This window comes from Amycolatopsis sp. NPDC104819, from assembly GCF_055583145.1.
In genome coordinates this window covers 23,628-42,518 of the sequence record NZ_JBVJON010000002.1, presented here as the reverse complement: position 1 = coordinate 42,518, position 18,891 = coordinate 23,628, and the positions used below count along the sequence as shown (strand labels likewise).

Annotated in this window: 16 protein-coding genes and 1 pseudogene; 13 read left to right on the top strand and 4 right to left on the bottom strand. The window is 69.1% G+C overall.

The features are described 5' to 3' along the window. The first annotated feature begins 197 nt into the window (after positions 1 to 197). From ACZ63E_RS05055 to ACZ63E_RS05015, 9 genes are all read left to right on the top strand, one after another. A complete protein-coding gene (locus tag ACZ63E_RS05055; RefSeq protein WP_465334427.1) occupies positions 198 to 344 on the top strand; it encodes a hypothetical protein in 147 nt (48 codons plus the stop codon). 631 nt (positions 345 to 975) lie between these two features. After that, positions 976 to 1,137 carry a hypothetical protein gene (locus ACZ63E_RS05050; protein ID WP_465334425.1) on the top strand — a complete coding sequence of 54 codons (162 nt, stop codon included), beginning with the start codon at positions 976 to 978 and terminating at the stop codon, positions 1,135 to 1,137. 325 nt (positions 1,138 to 1,462) lie between these two features. Further along, the gene (locus ACZ63E_RS05045) at positions 1,463 to 1,864 is read left to right on the top strand and encodes a DinB family protein (RefSeq protein WP_465334423.1); all 402 of its coding nucleotides are present in this window, start codon (positions 1,463 to 1,465) and stop codon (positions 1,862 to 1,864) included. Between the two features lie 194 nt (positions 1,865 to 2,058). Further along, positions 2,059 to 3,285, top strand: coding sequence for an amidohydrolase (locus ACZ63E_RS05040; protein WP_465334421.1), 1,227 nt, complete (start codon positions 2,059 to 2,061; stop codon positions 3,283 to 3,285). 110 nt (positions 3,286 to 3,395) lie between these two features. Then, positions 3,396 to 4,415, top strand: coding sequence for an alpha/beta hydrolase (locus ACZ63E_RS05035; RefSeq protein ID WP_465334420.1), 1,020 nt, complete (start codon positions 3,396 to 3,398; stop codon positions 4,413 to 4,415). 49 nt (positions 4,416 to 4,464) lie between these two features. Beyond that, the gene (gene aspT, locus ACZ63E_RS05030; protein ID WP_465334419.1) at positions 4,465 to 6,144 is read left to right on the top strand and encodes an aspartate-alanine antiporter; all 1,680 of its coding nucleotides are present in this window, start codon (positions 4,465 to 4,467) and stop codon (positions 6,142 to 6,144) included. Between the two features lie 5 nt (positions 6,145 to 6,149). Then, entirely contained in the window at positions 6,150 to 7,493 is a 1,344-nt protein-coding gene (locus ACZ63E_RS05025; RefSeq protein ID WP_465334418.1) for a threonine/serine exporter family protein, read from the top strand. A 5-nt stretch (positions 7,494 to 7,498) separates the two neighbouring features. Next, a complete protein-coding gene (locus ACZ63E_RS05020; RefSeq protein ID WP_465334416.1) occupies positions 7,499 to 9,199 on the top strand; it encodes an aspartate:alanine exchanger family transporter in 1,701 nt (566 codons plus the stop codon). A gap of 21 nt (positions 9,200 to 9,220) precedes the next feature. Further along, on the top strand, positions 9,221 to 10,876 hold the full coding sequence (locus tag ACZ63E_RS05015; RefSeq protein ID WP_465334415.1) for a bifunctional aspartate transaminase/aspartate 4-decarboxylase: 1,656 nt from the start codon (positions 9,221 to 9,223) through the stop codon (positions 10,874 to 10,876). Here ACZ63E_RS05015 and ACZ63E_RS05010 read toward each other — a convergent pair. Then, a complete protein-coding gene (locus ACZ63E_RS05010) occupies positions 10,873 to 11,796 on the bottom strand; it encodes an aminoglycoside phosphotransferase family protein (RefSeq protein ID WP_465334414.1) in 924 nt (307 codons plus the stop codon). The genes ACZ63E_RS05015 and ACZ63E_RS05010 overlap by 4 nt on opposite strands. A 23-nt stretch (positions 11,797 to 11,819) precedes the next feature. Here ACZ63E_RS05010 and ACZ63E_RS05005 point away from each other — a divergent pair, with 23 nt between their 5' ends. Next, on the top strand, positions 11,820 to 13,418 hold the full coding sequence (locus ACZ63E_RS05005) for an N-acyl-D-amino-acid deacylase family protein (protein WP_465334412.1): 1,599 nt from the start codon (positions 11,820 to 11,822) through the stop codon (positions 13,416 to 13,418). Positions 13,419 to 13,530: 112 nt separating this feature from the next. Next, on the top strand, positions 13,531 to 14,691 hold the full coding sequence (locus ACZ63E_RS05000; protein WP_465334411.1) for a hypothetical protein: 1,161 nt from the start codon (positions 13,531 to 13,533) through the stop codon (positions 14,689 to 14,691). Positions 14,692 to 14,732: 41 nt separating this feature from the next. Here the strand turns inward: ACZ63E_RS05000 and ACZ63E_RS04995 are convergent, their stop codons facing one another. Together ACZ63E_RS04995 and ACZ63E_RS04990 are read right to left on the bottom strand one after the other, a co-directional pair. After that, positions 14,733 to 16,526 (bottom strand): oleate hydratase, encoded by a 1,794-nt coding sequence (locus ACZ63E_RS04995; RefSeq protein WP_465334409.1) that lies wholly within the window; start codon positions 16,524 to 16,526, stop codon positions 14,733 to 14,735. Between the two features lie 24 nt (positions 16,527 to 16,550). Then, the gene (locus ACZ63E_RS04990; protein ID WP_465334407.1) at positions 16,551 to 17,096 is read right to left on the bottom strand and encodes an HdeD family acid-resistance protein; all 546 of its coding nucleotides are present in this window, start codon (positions 17,094 to 17,096) and stop codon (positions 16,551 to 16,553) included. 396 nt (positions 17,097 to 17,492) lie between these two features. Here ACZ63E_RS04990 and ACZ63E_RS04985 point away from each other — a divergent pair. Next, a pseudogene (locus ACZ63E_RS04985) lies at positions 17,493 to 17,891 on the top strand (transposase); the annotation flags it as partial. Positions 17,892 to 17,923: 32 nt separating this feature from the next. On the opposite strand, the gene ACZ63E_RS04980 reads toward ACZ63E_RS04985, so the two are convergent. Beyond that, a complete protein-coding gene (locus ACZ63E_RS04980; RefSeq protein WP_465334406.1) occupies positions 17,924 to 18,151 on the bottom strand; it encodes a hypothetical protein in 228 nt (75 codons plus the stop codon). Positions 18,152 to 18,213: 62 nt separating this feature from the next. On the opposite strand from ACZ63E_RS04980, the gene ACZ63E_RS04975 reads away from it, so the two are divergent. After that, positions 18,214 to 18,561: a transposase gene (locus ACZ63E_RS04975; protein WP_465334405.1), complete on the top strand. Its 348-nt coding sequence runs from the start codon at positions 18,214 to 18,216 to the stop codon at positions 18,559 to 18,561. Positions 18,562 to 18,891: the final 330 nt, after the last annotated feature.

The following is an 18,891-nucleotide window of genomic DNA, read 5'->3' as shown; positions in this document are numbered from 1 at the left end:
AGCCGGGCCGGGTCCGGGAAATTCACGCCTCGACGGGGAGGTGTTGGGGTTCCCGTGTCAACGCGCTGGTCGGCATGAGAACCATCGTCGTGAGTTGGATTTGTGAGATGCTTACCGCAGTCCGAGGGGGGAGTGATTTGGCTGTGGTCGTACGGAGAAGGCCCCACTGGCGTGGTTTTCTGGCGCAAGCGGTGGTCTTGGCGATCTGGCTGGTTGTTTACCGGTTCCTGATCCGGCCCTTGCTGCCCAGCGGCGACATCTTGGGCATCGCGATCCTCGTGGTGTTGTCGCTGGGGATCTTGGCCGTTCCGATCGTCGCTGCATTTTACCGCCGGAAGCGGTAAACCACAGGCGGCCGGGTCGGAGCTCGGCTGGAACTCGAGCTGTGCGGGTTCTCAAATCGCCGGCCGCGAGAAGTTGTGATCGGGTTATCCCACGCGTCGCAGGCGGTCTGCCGAAATCAGCTTCGTCCTGACGGCCGAAGGCGTGTCCGCACTTCGGCATTACAGGACATTCGGTCACCAACGCCATGATCGATCCGCACGCAGATCTGGAACACGTTCTCTCGGTGGATCATCTGCTCGTTGGTGGTCCACCGAATGGCAACGTGGAGATCCCGCAACAGCCAGCAACGGCGCCACTTGGGTCTACGTCTTCGCTACAGCCAAAGACAGCAGCAGGAATCGAGGACCGACGCAGTGTGCGGGCCCCGTGAGCCGGGGATCGGGTGCGGCCGGACCTTACGAACATAGGTCTCCCCGCCGAACAGAGTGCGGTCGGTTGTCGCGGAGAAACGCGGTCGCATCCGACCGACAAATCCACCGAGCTGCACCGCATCGTACTGGACGAGGACTACATGACCGAAAAGCTGGCCGACGAGCCGCATTTTCCGCGGCAGGAGCGGACCCCGGAGATGGGGGCCACCTTCCGCGAGCACTGCCATGACGTGGAGGGCAAAACCACCAGCTGTCGGCCATGGTCGGGCGTGTCCTGGCCGATGCGCAGATCGACGGATACGGCGGCAACTCGGTGGCCTGGTCACTGACCGGCGTCCCACCGGAAGGCAGCACCTTCGCCCAGGAGATCGACAAACTCGGAGTTAAGTTGCACGAGCAGCGGCCGGCCACCTGGCGGTAGGTGCCGCGTCTGCCACGTGGCGGGTCAGCCGCCCCTCGGCTCTGCGGCGGGAGTTCTGGGCGTGGGCCGCGATCGAGACACTGTGCCACACCGGGGCTGCGGGTGGAGGAACTGCTCGAACTGACGCAGCTGGCGACGCGCTGCGCGACCAGATCGGGGCGATCGCCTACACCCCGGACCAGTACCTGGCCGCGCGGGAGTCGGGGATCGGCTCGCTCGACACGTGGATCCGCGCCAGTGCGCAAGCGACACTCGGGCTGGCGCAGGTCGGCTTCCACAACCTGACACGCAACTGCCGCCGGCGACCCGGGCTACCATCCCGGCCATGACCTCGTCTCGCGACGACCTGATCGAGCTGTCCGGCTTCGCCTGGCAACGCTTCCGCGGCCGGATGGCCGACCTCACCGACGCCGAGTACCTCTGGGAGCCGGTGCCGGACTGCCGCACCTTGCGTCCGATGCCGCACGGCGAGTGGCGTTCGGACGGTCCGGCCGACCCCGGCGACGCACGGCAGTTCACCACGCTGGCCTGGCGGCTGTGCCACATCGCCGACTTGCTCGCCGAGGACCGCAACGCGCCCTGGCTGGGCCAGGACCCACTGCCGGGCTACCGGGACGGCGATCCGGGCCGCGCCGCCGACGCGCTGGCAAGACGACGCTCGCGACCGGTCGGGGTAGGTGATGGCGATCAGCACACTCATGAGCCGGATGTCCCTCTCCGTCGGTGATGTGCCGGGCGGCGGGTGGCCACGCGGTCCTCCGCCATCGTCAAGATCCACTGTGCCCGGGGCAATGCCCTGGCGGCCGAGTTCACGCCAAGGTGTGAGCGGGGCCGTTCGGCCTGCGCCCGCGTCCCGGGCCGCCGTCCCGAGGCGACCGGATTTCCCTGCGGAGCAAAAGTTCTGCGGGCACGATGCCGGTCATGGACCTCGTCGAGCTCTATCGCGATCTGCACCGCAACCCGGAACTCGGTTTCGCCGAACATCGGACTTCGTCGGTGGTCGAGCGGGAGGTGCGCGCCGCCGGGTTCGACACCGCCACCGGTTTCGGTGGGACAGGTGTAGTCGGAGTGCTCCGCAACGGGCCCGGGCCCACCGTGTTGCTGCGCGCGGACATGGACGCCCTTCCGGTGCGGGAGAAGACCGGGCTGCCCTACGCCAGCGAGGTCGTCGTCGACGGCGTGCCGGTGGCTCACGCCTGCGGGCACGACGTGCACGTCACCTGCCTGGTCGGGGCCGCGCGGGCGCTGGCGGCGGACCGGTCGTCGTGGTCGGGGACCGTGCTGGCGGTGTTCCAGCCCGCGGAGGAGGTCGGTGGCGGCGCCGAAGCGGTGGTCGCCGACGGGCTCTTCGAACGGTTCGGCCGTCCGGACGTGGTTTTGGGACAGCACGTCGCTCCGTTGCCGGCCGGTACCGTCTCGCTCCGACCGGGACCCGCGTTCGCCGCGTCCGACACGATCCGGATCACCCTGCACGGCCGCGGTGGCCACGGCTCACGTCCTGAAGCCGCCGTCGACCCGGTGGTGATGGCCGCCAACGTCATCAACCGGCTGCAGGCGATCGTCTCGCGGGAAACCGCCGCGAGCGACGCGGTCGTGGTGACCGTTGGTGCCGTGCACGCGGGCACCGTCGCCAACGTCATCCCGGACGCGGCCGAGCTGCTGCTCAGCGTCCGGACCTACGACGCCGCAGTCCGGCGCCGGACTTTGGCTGCGGTGAAACGCATCGCCGAGGCGGAAGCCTGCGCCGCCGATGCACCGACGGCTCCGGAAGTCCGGGTGGAGACGAGTTTCCCGGCGGTGGTCAACGATCCGGCTGCGGCCGAACGGGTCCGGCCCGCGCTGGCCGCGGTCGCCGCCAGGGTCGTCGACGGCGGGCCGGTGACCGGCAGCGAAGACGTCGGCGTCTTCGCCACGGCCTCGGGTGCCCCGCTGGTGTACTGGCTGCTGGGTGGCGCGGATCCCTCGGCGTTCGCCGGAGCGTCCACTCTGGACGAACTACGGGAACGGGTGCTGTCACTGCCGGCCAACCATTCACCGGAATTCGCTCCGCTGCCGACACCCACCCTCGACGTGGGGGTAGCCGCCCTGTGCGCCGCCGCCCGCGCCTGGCTGCGGTCGCCGGCCGACGCCGCCGCGGACGTCCACTGATCGGGTGTTGATCATCGGCAGGTCTCCCAATTCTGGGTGAGGCAGGCATCATGGATCAGAGTGACCTGATTGTCACCTTGAGTAGTCATCGGCAGATTGAGGATCCCACGATGCCTGACAGCGAATCGCCGTCCCCGGTGTTGGAGCCGGCGGCGCAGGAACTCGCCGACGCGACCGTGGCTCATCCACGCATCTACGAAGTGCCCCCCGAGCAGGGCCGCGACATCCTGGCCGGGCTGCAGACGGGCGAGGGCGTGGCGAAACCCGACATCGACGAAGAGTGGGTGGGGGTGCCGCACGCCGGTGGCGCGGTCAAGGCGCGGGTACTGCGGCCCCGGGGTGCACCTGGGGACCTGCCGGTGATCCTGTACATCCACGGCGCCGGCTGGGTGTTCGGCGACGAGAACACCCACGACCGGCTGGTGCGCGAACTGGCCGTGGGTGCGGGGGCGGCGGTGGTGTTCCCCGTCTACGACCGCTCGCCGGATGCGAAATACCCGACGGCGATCGAGCAGAACTACGCCGTGGGCAAGTGGGTCTCCGCCCACGGCGCCGAGCACGGCCTCGACGGCTCACGGCTCGCGGTCTGCGGCGACTCGGTCGGCGGGAACATGTCCGCGGTGTTCGCGCTGATGGCCAAGGACCGCGGCGACATCGACGTCGCCGCCCAGGTGCTGCTCTACCCGGTGACCGACGCGCACTTCGACACCCCGTCCTACCGGCAGTTCGCCGAGGGCTACTACCTGACCCGCGAGGGCATGCAGTGGTTCTGGGACCAGTACACCACCGACGAGCGTCAGCGGGCCGAGCCCTACGCCTCGCCGCTGCGGGCCACCGACGAGCAGCTGCGCGGCCTGCCGCCCACGCTGGTGATCACCGACGAAGCCGACGTCCTGCGCGACGAGGGTGAAGCGTACGCGGCGCGGCTGCGGGCCGCCGGGGTCACCGTGAGCGCGGTGCGCGTGCTGGGCATGGTCCACGACTTCCTGATGCTCGACAGCCTTCGCGACTGCCAGGCCACCGAGCTGGCCCGAGCGTTGGTGATCTCGGCACTGCGAGAAGCTCTGCACGGCCCGGAAGTGCCCGTCGCCCGATCCGCTCAGCCTTCGCGGGCGACCGTCCGTCTCTGACCGCCCGGTGAGCCGTGAGGCCGACCCGAACGAGTGAAAGGCCATCGAGATGGACTGGGCCAGGTCGCTGCTTCAGCAGACCCCGGAGATCGCGCTCTTCGTGTGCCTCGCGCTGGGCTACACCGTGGGCAAGCTGCGGATCGGGCCGATCCAGCTCGGTGGGATCTGCGGCACCCTGATCGTCGCGATGGTGGTCGGCCTGCTCGGGGTCACGGTGAGCAACGAGGTGAAGAACATCGCGTTCGCGCTGTTCATTTTCGCTCTGGGCTATTCGGGTGGACCGCAGTTCTTCGGTAACTTCACCCGCTCCGGTCTCAAGATCGGTGTGCTGTCGTTCATCGAGACCGCGACCGTGCTGGTGCTCGTGCTGGCTGTGGCCGGGGCCCTGCACCTCGACGTCGGGGTCGCGTCCGGCATTCTCGCCGGCGCGGCCACCGAGTCGGCCGTGGTCGGCACCGCGTCGGAGGCCATCGGCAAGCTGGGGCTGCCGGCGAACGAGGTCGTCGCGCAGCAGGGGCAGGTCGCCACCGCCTACACGGTCTGTTACCTGTTCGGGCTGGTGACCATCGTCCTGTTCACCAGCGGGCTCGGGCCCGCGCTGCTGCGGATCAACCTGCGCAAGTCGGCCGCCGACCTGCTCGCCCGCATGGGCGGGGGCGGCACCGAGGACGGGCAGTTGCCGGCCATGCCCGGGATCGTCGGGCGCAGTTACCGGATCGGCCCGGCCGCCGGTCGCAGCGTGGCCGAGGTCGAAGCCGCGCTGCCGGGCCGCACCGCGGTCGAACGCGTGGTCCGGGACGGCCGCCCGCAGGCGCTCGGCCCGGACCTCCGGCTCGCTCCGGGCGACACCGTGCTCGTCGTGGGGGACCGCCAAGGCCTGGTCGAGGCCGGGGTGGTGCTCGGCGACGAGCGAGCCTCCGACGGTGGCGACCCGCTCACCCTGGAGAACCGGGAAATTGTGGTGACGGCGAAAGAGCTGGACCACACCTCGCTCGGCGAGCTGCGCGCGCAGCACACCGCGCCGACGCACGGCGTGTTCGTCACCGGCCTGCTGCGCGGGGACAAACGCCTCCCCGCCCACGACGCGACCACGCTGCGCCGGGGTGACTCGCTCGACGTCGTCGGCGCACCGGCGGACCTGGACCGGGCCGGCAAGAGCATCGGCTACGCGGTCCCGCGCGGCCTCGGCACCGACTTCGTCTACCTCGGCCTCGGCGTCACCGCGGGCATGCTGATCGGGAAGCTCACCGTGCACGCCGGCGACGTCCCGCTCTCCCTCGGCACTGGCGGCGGCGCGCTGGTGGCCGGTCTGGTGTTCGGGTGGTTCCGCTCCCGGCACAAGGCGATCGGCAACATCCCGTCCGCCGCCGTGGCCGTCATGAAGGACCTCGGTCTCGCCACGTTCATCGCCGCCACCGGGCTGGCCGCGGCGCCCCAGGCCGGGCCGATGCTGGCCCGCTACGGCGTCTTGCTGCCCATCGCGGGCATTGTGATGGTGCTGGTGCCCGCGCTCTTGTCGCTCTACGTCGGGCATCGGCTGTTGAAGATCGAGCCGCCCATCCTGATGGGTGCCATCGCGGGCCAGCAGTGCAGTACCCCGGCGATCTCGTCGGTCACAGCGACCGCGGGCAATTCTGTGCCGCTCATCGGTTACACGATCACCTACGCCCTCTCCAGCATCCTCCTGCCGCTGACCGGTCCGGTCGTCGTCGGGCTGATCGGCGCCTGACCGTCGTGGCGGTTCCCCGCGGGTGGCGGCGCACGACCGCCGGGCTCTCGCACTGGTTCGCCCGTCCACCGGTTCCGGTCCAAGCCGATGGGCCGCCGCCCCCGCAGGAACTGCTGGTCGATCTGCTCCGCCGGTTCGGGGTCGCGTTGTGCCGGGCGGGGGAGTCGGCCGACCAGGTGACGGTGCGCGTCGAGCGGCTCGCGGCGGCCTACGGTGCCGAGGGCGCGCACGTCTTCGTGTTGCCGACCGGCGTTTTCGTGCGCGTCGGCGCGGGCCACACGGCCACAGTGGACTTCGCGCCCACCGACCAGTCGGTGCTCCGGCTGGACCAGATCAGCGGCGTCCAGGCGCTGCTGGAGCGGGCGCGGACCACGAGAATGCCGCCGGAGGAGGGAATCCGGCGGCTGGAAGAGGTTCTCGACACGCCGCCGAGGATCCCGGGATGGCTGCGGCTCGCGGGGCACGCGGTGCTCAGTGCGGGCCTCGGCCTGGTCCTCAACGCGAACGTGGGCGCGTTGCTCGCCTACCTGATCCTCGGCACGGTCGTCGGGGTGCTGCGCGTCTTCGGGGAGCGTTCACGGGTGCTGGCGCAGGTGCTGCCCGCAGTGGCGGCGCTGGTCGTGACCGTGCTGGTGTACCGGTTCGGTCACCTGGTTCCCGCGCCGAGTGCGACGCAGTTGCTGATCCCGCCCCTGGTCACCTTCCTGCCCGGCGCGGCACTCACGATCGGGGCCATCGAAATCGCGGCGGGATCGCTGGTCGGCGGCAGCAGCCGGATGGTCTCGGGTTGCTATGTCCTGCTGTTGCTGGCTTTCGGCATCTTCGCCGGGACGCAGTTGGCCGGTGGAACGAGCGGTGCTCCCGGCCGGCCGGGAGCGTTCGGCTGGTGGGCGCCGATCGCCGGGGTAGTGGTGTTCGGGATCGGCCAGTACCTGTATTCGTCGGCACCGGCCGGGTCGCTCGGCTGGATGCTGACGGCGCTGTACCTGGCGTGGGGCGTGCAGACCGCGGCCGGGCTGACGGGCCTCGGCGTGCTGAGCGGCTTCGCCGGAGGCGTGGTGGCGATCGTGGTCGCGGACCTCGCGGCGCGCCGCGGCGGGCCACCGGCGCAAGTCACCTTCCTGCCGGCCTTCTGGCTGCTCGTCCCCGGCGCCGTCGGCCTCCGCAGCGTTTCCGAACTGGTCGGTGCGCACGGCTCATTCGGGCTGGGCGACCTGCTGACCGCGATCCTGACGATCATCGCGATCGCGGTGGGAGTCCAGGTGGGCGCCGCCGTGCTCCGCCCGTCACCACATCCGGTAATCAAGATCGTTCCTGGTAGCAATTCCGACACCGATCACGGACGCTGAAGAACGTGGATTTCTTGCGCGCGAAGATATTCGAGCACTATCCCGAGCTCCTCGTGTTCTTGGCCGTGGCGTTCGGTTTCCTCATCGGCAAGCTGCACTACCGGGCCATCGCACTCGGTGCGGTCACCGGCTGCCTGATCTCCGGCCTCGCTTTCGGCTGGGTGTTCCACGTCGAAGTGAACAGCACGGTCAAGTCGCTGTTCTTCATCCTCTTCCTCTTCGCCCTCGGCTACCGCGTCGGCCCGCAATTCTTCCGCGGGCTGCGCTCCGACGGGCTGCCCCAGGTGCTCATCGCGCTCGTGGTCTGCGGGTCCGGGTTGCTGATCTGCTGGGCGTTCGCCGCGCTCCTGGGCTACGGCCCCGGTCTGTCCGCGGGGCTGCTGGGCGGGGCGCTCACGCAGTCGGCCGTGATCGGCGTGGCCGGCGACGCGATCGCGAACCTGCCGGGCCTGTCCGCGGGGCAGGTGACGGAGCAGTCGAACCTGGTCGCCATCGGCTACGCGGTCACCTACCCGCTCGGCACCATCCTCTGCGCGCTGCTGCTGGCCAACCTCATGCCGCGGCTCGTGCGCAAGGACCTGGCCGCCGAGAGCGCCGAGCTGGCCAAGGAGATGGACGTCCACTCCGAGGACCCCGACCTCGGCGAGGGCTACTACGAGATCGTGCTCCGCGCCCACACCTTGGCCAATCCCGCCGAGGCCGGCCGGACGATCGCCGAATTCGAGCAGGGACAGGCCGAACGGGGCAGGCGGGTCTACATCACCCGGGTCCGCCGGGACGGCGCTCTGCTGGAACAGTCCCAGGAAATCGTCCTCGCCATCGGCGACGTCCTCGCGATCAGCGCTCTGCGCGGCGACTTGATCGGCTTCGACCCGGCCGACGAGATCGGCCCGGAGACCGACGACGTCGACCTGCTGGGCTACGAGACCGAGTACTTGCACGTGGTGGCGCACAACCGGGGGCAGCTGGGCAAGAGCATCAGCGGGCTCCGCCGCGAACCGTTCATGGCCGGCGTCTACGTCGACAAGCTCTACCGCTCCGGCGCGGAGTTCCCGTTCCGGCTCGCGACCACGGTCGAACGCGGGGACACCGTCGTCCTGTCCGGTCCCAAACGGCTGGTCGAACCCGCCGCCCGCAGCATCGGCACCCCGGTCCGGACGAGCTTCGCCACGGACATGGCCTGGATTTCCCTGGGCGTGTTCCTGGGTGGGTGCATCGGGATTCCGGCGCTGACGCTGGGCGGGGTCCCGATCAGCCTGTCCACGTCGGGCGGCGCGCTCATCATGGGCCTGGTGTTCGGCTGGCTGCGCGGCAAGTACCCGACGTTCGGCAACGTGCCGCCCGGCGCGCAGTGGTTCATGGACACCTTCGGTCTGTGCCTGTTCGTCGCGGTGGTCGGCATCAACGCCGGACCGGGTTTCTCGAGCGGGCTGGCCCAGGCCGGCTGGGGACTGCTCGGCCTCGGCGCCGTGGCCACGGTTCTCCCGCTGCTGATCGGGTTCGCCGTCGGCTGGTGGATCCTCAAGATGCGCCTGCCCATCCTGCTCGGCGTCCTCGCCGGCGCGCAGACGACGACCGCCGCGATCGGGGCGATCAACGAGTCCGCCCGCAACCAGATCCCCACCCTCGGTTACACGATCCCCTACGCCGTGGGCAACGTCCTGCTCACCGTCTGGGGCGCGGTGATCGTCATCCTCCAGCACTGACGGACAGAGAGGCAGCCCACCATGACCCAGACCTCCCACACCCGCGAAGAACTTCGCCAGTACGGCCAGCTGAGCCCCTTCGAACTGAAGGAGCGTTTCATCGCCCTGGCCCAGCAACGGCTCGCCGAGTTGCCGGCGCAGAAGGAACGGGCGAACAAGTTGATGCTCAACGCGGGCCGGGGCAACCCGAACTGGATAGCCGCCGCCCCCCGAGAAGCCTTCTACGCGCTGGGCGCGTTCGCGATGACCGAGAGCCGTCGCGTGTGGACCGACGGCGACCTCGCCGGAATGCCGGCGAAAGAAGGGATCGCCGGGCGGTTCGCCGCCTACGCCCACGCCCATCCCGGGCTGCCGGGCATGACCGAGCTCCGCGAGGCGGTCGAGGTCGGTGTGCAGCGGTTCGGGTTCGACGCGGACAGCTGGGTGCACGAACTCGCCGACGGGATCACCGCGGACAACTACCCGGTGCCGGACCGGATGCTGCGCTGCTGCGAGCGGGTCGTCGAGGAGTACCTCCGGCAGGAGATCTTCGCGGGCGAGAAACCCGGTGGGCAGAGCATGAGCGTGTTCGCCACCGAGGGCGGCACCGCCGCGATGTGCTACATCTTCGACTCGCTGATGGCCAACGGACTGCTCAAGCGCGGCGACAAGGTCGCGCTGATGGTGCCGATCTTCACCCCGTACATCGAAATCCCGGTGCTGGACACCTACGGGCTCGAACCGGTGCTGATCGAGGCCAGCAAGTTCAGCGACACCGGCGTTCGCGAGTGGCGCTACCCCTCGCGCGAGATCGCGAAACTGGCCGACCCGGCGATCCGGATGGTGTGCCTGGTCAACCCGAGCAACCCGCCGTCGCTGGCCCTGTCCCACGCGGTGCACGAAGAGATCAAGCAGGTCGTGGCCACCCGCAACCCGAACCTGATGATCGTCACCGACGACGTCTACGGCACCTTCGTCGAGGGCTTCCGCACTATCGCGGCCGATCTGCCGCGCAACACGCTGCTCGTCTACTCCTACTCCAAACACTACGGGGCAACCGGTTGGCGAACCGGTGTCATCGCCCTGCACGACGACAACATCTTCGACGAGCAGATCGCGAACCTCCCGGACCCGGAGAAACAGCGTCTGCGTACCCGCTACGGCACGCTCACCCTGGAGCCGGACAAGATCCGGTTCATCGACCGGCTCGTCGCGGACTCCCGGCGGGTCGCGCTCAACCACACCGCGGGCCTGAGCACACCCCAGCAGGTCCAGATGACGCTGTTCTCCCTCTACGCGCTGTCCGAGTCCGGGCAGGCCTACAAGCACCAGGTCCGCGAGGTCGTCGACCGGCGGCTGCGACTCCTGCTGGAAGGATCCCGGATGAAGATCGCCGACGACCCGCAGCGAGCCTCGTACTACATCGAACTCGACATCCTGGCCGAAGCCGAGCGGCAATACGGCGCGGACTTCGCCCGGCACCTCCAGTCGGCGTACGAGCCGATCGACTTCCTGTTCCGCCTCGCGGAGCAGAGCTCGGTGGTCCTGCTCAACGGAGGGGGCTTCGACGGTCCGGAGTGGTCGGTCCGCGTTTCCCTCGCCAACCTGGAGGACCTGGACTACCTCCGGATCGGCCACTGCCTGGACCTGCTGCTGCGTGAATACCTCAGCGAGTGGCAGGAGACCCTGCCGCGCTAGAACAGAGCACCGAGCAGCGCGGACAGGCGGCGAAGCTCGGCGACGTCCGCCGGCCGCCCGCCGTGGCGGGATTCCCAGTAGTACGACGATATCGACCTCGCCAGCGACAAGGCTTGCGCTGCTTCGCAGTCGACCTGCGCCGCCTCGCAGAAACGCTCGGTGGTGTCGCGCAGCATCCGGCTGGGACGCGGTGAACCGAGGATGCGGGTCAGGAGGCTTCTGGTGACCGTGTGCGCCTCGTACGTCACGGGGCCGCGCAGAAGGACCGGGTCCACGGCCACCCAACGCCCTGTTCCGGATCGCATGATGTTGTCGAAGCTGAGATCGCCGTGGGTGAGTGTGGTCCCGGTGCCGATCGCGAGCCGGTCTATCGCGGCGACTGCGGCGTCGAAGTGGTCTTCGGGTACGGAAGTGCCGTCGTCCTTGGCTTGCTGGTGCTGGACTTTCAACGTACTCATCCACTTGGTGGCCAAAACCGGCAGCGCGGGAGCGCCGGCGGGTGCGGGGGCCGAGCCCAGGCTGCGCGCGACCGCGCCGGCGACGGCCGAAGCTTCGCGAGGATCTTCGAGGTCGGTCAGGGCCGGGCCGTCGAGCCGTTCGAGGAGAAGAGCACGATGCCGCGACGACACAGCGAGGAGGTCCACCACATCGCGCTCGGCGAACGCTGCCAGCGCGGTTGCTTCCGCGTCGACGTCTCCAGCGGGGCTGACCAGCTTCAGGACCGCGGGATCGCCGCGCCGCACGACGGGAACGACGATGCTGGTCCGGCCGTACCGGAGCGGTCCGTCCCGGGTCGTGCCCCACTGCCGGGACACCGAGCGGCACAACGCCGGCAGCTGCCGCAACCACACGCCGCTGTCCGGATGCCGGCGTTCGACCTCCGACCGGAAACCCGGATCCAGCTCAGCCCCGCTGATCACGGCGAACGTGAAGGACGGCAGTGGTGCATGAACTCGTCATCTCCGGCGGTGTGGTCGTGGACGGAACCGGCGCCGCGGGCCGACCGGCCGACATCGCGGTGGACGATGGCGTCATCACGACGATATCCGCCGGGCCGCTCACCGGAAAGCGAGTTCTCGACGCGTCAGGGCACGTCGTCGCTCCCGGCTTGATCGACCTGCATTCGCACGCCGACTTCACGCTGCCGTCCTCGCCCGCCGCGGTCTCGGCCCTCGCGCAGGGAGTCACGACGCTCGTCGGCGGCAACTGCGGGCATTCGCCCTTCCCGATCACCGAACGCAACCGCGATTCCGGTGTCTTCGCCGGGTACGGCGACGTGGCCGCGGGCGCTGACTGGAACGACGCCGCCGGGTACCGCGACATGGTGGTCTCGACCCGGCCCGGGGTGAACCTCGCGCTGCAACTGGGACACAACCAGCTCCGTACGGCGGTGCTCGGTGCCGAGGACCGCGCGCCGACCGAAGGTGAACTCGCCGAGATGCGGACGTGGATCGACCGGTCGGCGGCCGCGGGTGTCGTCGGGTTTTCGACGGGATTGATCTATCCGCCCGGACTGTTCGCCCGCACGGACGAGGTGGTCGCGCTCGTCAGGCACGCCGCGCGCCACCGCTTGCTCTATTCGACTCACGTGCGCGACGAGACGGATCGGGTCTGCGAGGCCGTCGCCGAGGCGCTCGAGACGGCTCGCCTGGCCGGCGCCCGGCTGCAGGTGTCCCATCTCAAAAGCATGGGCCCGGCGAACCACGGACTCGCGCGCCGCGCTCTCGACCTCATCACCTCGGCGCACGCGGGTGGCCAGGACGTGGCGTGCGACGTCTACCCGTACACCGCGTCCAGTACGTCCCTGGCGACCCGGCTGCCGTCGTGGGCGCTGGAGGGCGGCGCCCCGGCTCTCCGGCGGCGCCTGGCCTCGGGGGAGGAGCGCGCGGCCGTCGCACGTGGCCTTCGCGACCGTTTCGGCCGGGACATCGACCCGGAAGGCCTGGTACTGGCCGAACTCGGCCCCGGGCCGTTCACCGGCTCCGCCGGAAAGTCGGTCTCGGCCATCGGCGGCGAGCGCGGGCTGGACCCGGCCGAGGTCGTGCTGCGGGTGCTCTCGGCCCACGGCGACGTCGCGATCGTCAACCACGCCATGGCCGAGGACGACGTCCGCGCCGTGCTGGGATCACCGCTGTCGGCAGTGGCCAGCGACGGCTGGGTGCTCGACGTCGCGGGGGCCGGCAAGCCACATCCCCGCAGCTTCGGCACGTTCGCCCGTCTTCTCGGCCGCTACACCCGTGAGGAGAAGCTGTTTCCGCTCGAAGAAGCCGTGCGCAAGGCGACTTCACTGCCTGCTCGACGGGCGGGGCTGAGCGGCCGGGGTGTGCTGGCGCCGGGGGCGGCCGCCGACGTCGCGGTCTTGGATCCGGCCACCGTCGCCGACCGCGCTACCTACGACGATCCCCGGCAGCCGGCCACCGGGACGTCGGCGGTGCTGGTGAACGGGACGGTCGCGAGGGAACACGGGGAGCTCACCGGCGAGCGGGGCGGGCAGGTCCTCCACCCGCGGGTGATCGAAGGGCCGATGGTCGACAGAAGCTGATCTTGCTTCACCCCAATGGCTGGTCATCGCCCGCCGTCGGCCGCTGCCGCCCGATGATAGGGAGTACGTGTGCTTCATTGAATCAGTGCGTTCTCTACGTTGGCCTCAGGCTTTGTCCGGATCGGTTCTCGTCACCGGAGCCGTCGCGTTGATGGTGACCGGGTCGGCCGGTCAGGCCGCCACGCGACCTGCTCGTGCGGACACGCCCGCCGAAGCGACGCTCGTCCGGTTGACCAATACGCGGGTCGACGCCCTGGGCTTGGCCGCATACACCGGCCGGTACGGAAGGGCAGTGTCGTCTTCGGTTGGTGATGTGGACAACGGGGACTTCAGCGATCCCGACGGGATGCTGCGCAGGATCAGCATCGCCACCAAGGAAACGCGGACCTCCAGCGGCACGGTCAAGAACACCGCGCAAGCGCAGCTGACCGCGCTCGAGGTGAAGTTCAAGGGCAAGTCGCTCATCGGCGTCGAACCCCGCACCGTGGGTTCGGTGGCGTCGCTGGACTCCTACGCCGAATGCGTCCAGCCACCGATCGGGCCGTGGGCGCTGGCCTACAACCGCACCAACAGCGGAGTCATCTCGGCGCTCGGCCACACCGTGCGGACCGGACGCAACCAGTTGAGCGTCACCGGAACCGACCTGGGGGTCCCCGAGATCGGTCCCAGCAGCGTGACGGTGGTGGTGACGCCCCATGAGGACCCTGCGTCCCAGATCCGTCAGGACTACGCCCGGGCGTGGCTCGACATCGAAGTCAGCGCCTCGCTGAACGACACCGGCGGGCGCCGGGTGTACGACGGTCCGGTGACGTCGCTGCGGCTCGGCGACGTCGAGGTGCAGTGCGGATCGCCGACCCCGACGACGTCGTCCACACCGAGCACGTCGACTACGAGTTCGACCACGTCGAGCGCGCCGTCGACCCCGACAACGCCGAGCACGTCCACCACGCCCACCACGTCGACGACCCCGACGTCCCCCAGTACGTCGACGACGACGTCGTCCACGACCTCGGCTACGAGTTCCACCACCACGACCACCACTCCGTCGTCCACCTCGAGCGCGGTGCCGCCGCCCGATCCGGACGGGGGCACCACCACCCCCGGCGGAACGCCCGGACCGGGTCCCGGCGGTGGCGGACCGGACAGCACGGATCCCGGACGCCTCGCCGACACCGGCGTCAGCGGGTTCGGCGGACAAGCGATCGGCGTGCTCGGGCTGCTCGGTGCCGGAGTGGCGCTGCTGCTCACCGCACAGCGGCGGAGTCGTCGCTGACGCGGCCGGGGCGCGGTCGAATCCCGCGCCCGGCCGCGGGATCAGGTGCGGCGCGCAGCCGGGTCGTCGCCGATGGGCGGTAGCAGGCCGGCGTCGGTGAGTAGCGCCCCGATCTCCGTGGTGTCCAGTTTGCGCAGCAGACCGGAGCGCACGCCACGCGGCCCGGGCAGGTGCAGTTCCGCTCCGTCGCGCAGCCGGCCGGTCGCGGCGAGCAGGGCGCGGACGTCGTAGGTCGAGCCGAAGACCTCCGGGACGGCACGTTCGATGTCGAGCAGGGTGTAGACCGCTTCCATCGGCGTTCGGACGGAGTACTCGGTGGTGAAGATGCAGTCGCGGCCACTTTCGGCGAACTGGCCGATGAACGCGAAGTTGACCGAGCCCGGCGGGACGACGTCAGGGCGATCCCCAGCACGGCGCGGCATGAAAAAGGACGTCACGTACGGCATCATCACCGGAACACACTTGGCGCCGGTCGCGGCGAGTTCGGGAATGTCCTCGACGGGCACGCCGAGGTGGTAGAGCCACTCCTGCGTGATTTCCTCGCCGGTGCACTCCTGCATCGGCTTGCCGACGTAGTCGCCGGGCTTGTCCACGAACAACGAGTACAGCCAGACGACGACCTCACCGGGCTTCTGCTGCTTGAAGTGCGGCTGGCGGTTGACCGTCCAGCTCATCAGCCACCGAGAGTCCTGGACGGTGACGATGCCGCCGGTGACGACCCGGCCGCTGAACGGGTCGCGCCGGCAGATCTTCTGGATGTACTCCGGGATGCGCGGGTCGAGGGTGGTGACGGTCGCCGATTCCCACTTCGTCTGCGGGATGTGGGAGCCGAAGACGTCGGGCCGGCCGAAGTCGGGGTGCTTGGCGGCGATGCGCCGCCAGAAGTCCCAGGCGGGGGCCGGGCCGTCGTCGAGCCGCGCCGGCGTGTGGTGGTCGCCGTTGTCGGAGTTCTCGGTGAGCGAGCCGATGGTCATGAACAGCAGGTCGTCCGGCCCGAGACCGGTGTCCCCGCGCTCGCCGCCGCGTCGCCAGTGCACGCGGGTTGCCTGTTTGCGTCCGTCGGTAAGGTCGAAGTCGACGTCGAGGACCTCGGTGTCGAAGTGGAACACCACTCCCTGCTCCAGTAGCCAGGTGTAGAGGGGCAGGACGAGGGACTCGTACTGGTTGTACTTGGTGAACTTCAGCGCCGAGAAGTCCGGGAGCCCGCCGATGTGGTGGATGAAGCGGTGCAGGTACAGCTTCATCTCCAGGGCACTGTGCCATTCTTCGAACGCGAACATCGTCCGCCAGTACAACCAGAAGTTGCTGGCCAGGAAGTCGGCGCCGAAGACTTCGTCGATGCGTTTGCCTTCGACTTCGGCTCGGCCGGCGAGGAACAGCTTGACGATCTCCTTCTGGGCGGGGTCGCTCAAGGTGAACATCCCGTCGGTGTGCGCGTCTTCGCCCCGGTTCACGGTGGCACGCTGCAGCGACCGGTTGGGGTCGTCCTTGTTGAGCCAGTAGAACTCGTCCAGGACGCTGGCGCCCTCGACCTCCAGGGACGGGATCGATCGGAAGAGGTCCCAGAGGCACTCGAAGTGGTTCTCCATCTCACGTCCGCCGCGCACCACGAACCCCTTTTCGGGCTCCTTGATTCCGTCGAGAGCGCCGCCCGGGAGCCGGAGCCGCTCGAACACGGTGATCCGGTCTCCGGACATCGCGCCGTCGCGGATGAGGAAAGCCGCTCCGGCCAGGGACGCGAGACCGGCACCGACGAACCACGCGGTTTTGCGGTCCACACCGTCGGGCTTGCGTGGTCGCGCGAACGCCTCGTAGTTCCCGCTGCTGTGGTGCATACCGGATCCTTTCTCGTGACGAATTCAGATATTCTTCGGGCGGACCAGGTGGGTCAGGAGCACCAGTCCGTGGACGACGGCGAATGCCCCGAGCAGCACGGCGAATGTCCGCGCGGCCGTGACCGGCCGGGCCAGAACGACTACCCCGGCGAGTGCGCTGGCGATTCCCGCGGCCGCCAGCAGTGACGTCCCGGCCAGAGTCTTTCGCCACAGTGTGGCCGCGGCCAGTTCGGCCAGGCCCGACGCGATCAGGGCAGCTCCCACCAGCGCGGCCAGGACGGCAACCGAGGTTGCGGGCCATAGGAGGATCACGACTCCGATGGCGAGGTCGAGAACGCCGAGCGCGCCGGAGACTGCGCGGCGGGTCGGATCACCGGGAATCAGTGCGAGCACCACACCGATGAGGCCGTCGAGGGCGGAATACGCTCCGTAGAGCATGACGAGGAGCAGAACCGTCGTGCCGGACGCGGTGATCGCGCAGAGTCCGAAGAGGAGCGAGATGCTGCCTCGCCCGACCAGCAGCACCCAAGGTCGCCGCCCGGCGGTCTTGTCGAGGGCTGTCGCTGTCATCGTGGTCCTGCCTTTCGGGATCCTTTCTCCGAGTATGGGGAAAATGCGGTCTCGGAGGATGTGGAGTACCCGTGCGGGGGCTGTCGAGCCGGGTGAGCCGAGTGCGCGAACACGCTCCTCGCTCTGGGATCTGAAACGCCGGAACGTGTTCTGTCACGTTATGTAAAGCACTCGAAGGTGTGACAGGAGGTGCGTCCGTGTTCCGGGTTGGGCACGACGCGAAAGCCATCTATGCGCTGCGGCGGCCAAACGTCAGCGGAAGTACTTTTGACTACGACTTCGGGTAATCGGCGCACCGGACACGGTCGCTTTTTGGGCAATGCGTCGGTGTTGCAACGACACTCGGGTGGTGTGTGGTAGATCATCCTGGTGGTGGTCGATGTGGCGTTGGCTCGTGTGCATGAGCGGGTCGCGGGCTGGTTCAGGCGGTCGGAGCCGCGGGAGTAACAAGTCCGGGCTGGTTGCGGGGTTGGAGCGGAAGAACGGCTGGACCCTGGCCGAGCAGGCCGGTGAGGTTTCCCGGACGGCATGCAGCGGTTGCTGCGGTGGACGGACTGGGACATCGACGGAGTCCGCGACGAGGTGCGGGACTACGTTGCTGAGCATCTCGGTGGGCCGGGTGGGGTGCTGATCGTGGACGACACCGGGTTCCTGAAGTAAGGAGTCCGGTCGGCCGGGGTGTAACGGCAGTACTCCGGAACCGCCGGGCGGATCGAGAACCGCCAGATCGGCACGTCCCTGGCCGATGCCGGTGCTGGCGGGCATGCGCTGATCGATCGGGCGTTGTATCTGCCGTGCAGTTCATGAATCGAGGCTGGCTGCCGATGCTACTCGAGCAGCTCCTGCTCGGCGGCATGCAGCTGCTGGTCGGCGGCGATGATCTCCTCGGCGAGGGTCGGCATCGCGTGCACACGCCGGCCTTCGTGCCGGCGGTGCATCATCACGGCGACGTCCAGGCCCTCGGCGAAGGGCGCGAGGTCGATCTGGACGCCCCACGCCCGCAGCGTGAGCACGAACGCGTCGCCGGCCAGCGCCGCCCGCTCGAACTCGGTCATACCCGTGCTGTCGCGACCACGGTCGTAACCGCTACATCACGGCTCGGACCGAGGAGGAGCCGGTGCCGGCTTCTATCGTGCGGCGGGTGTTGGGTCAGCGCTTACGCTTCGGCGCCGCCTCGTCATCCGGCCGACAAAGGTTCTTTCGCAACTCCCCTTCAGGCCCTCAGCTCCGCGGGAGCCGCGAACTCAGCGGCGACGTTCGGTCCGGTCCCAGGGGCTCGGCTGCTGGCCGGGACCTGCGGGCCGCGTTCCGGAGTTCGGGGCATCTGGCCGCTCATACCGGTCTCGCGCCGGTGCCGCGTGATTCGGGGCGGGTGCGGAGCAATCTGCACCATCCGAAGCGGTATCACCGTGGTCTGCAGCGAGGTGTTCTACCTGGCGGCATGGTCGGCGATCAGGCGTCCTGATGGTCCGTCGTGGGCGCTCTACCTGCACAAACGTGGTGAGGGAAAGCGGCGCATCAGACGTTGATCGCGTTGGCTCGTCGGCTGGTTGATGTGATCCGGGCATTGCTGCGTGATGGTCGTGAGTTTCATTGCTCACGGCCGGTCACGGCCGCCGCTATCGCCTGACACGGCCATCGAGACTCCGTGGCGAGCCGTCGCAGGCCAGGCCGGTTATCCCGGCGGGCGACTAAACCGGCGTTGCTGCCGGGGCGTGAAGGGGCCGACAGGTCCAACTCTGATACAGGAGGAGTGCGACGAGTGAAGAGGATCGCGATGCTTCTCAGCACCGCC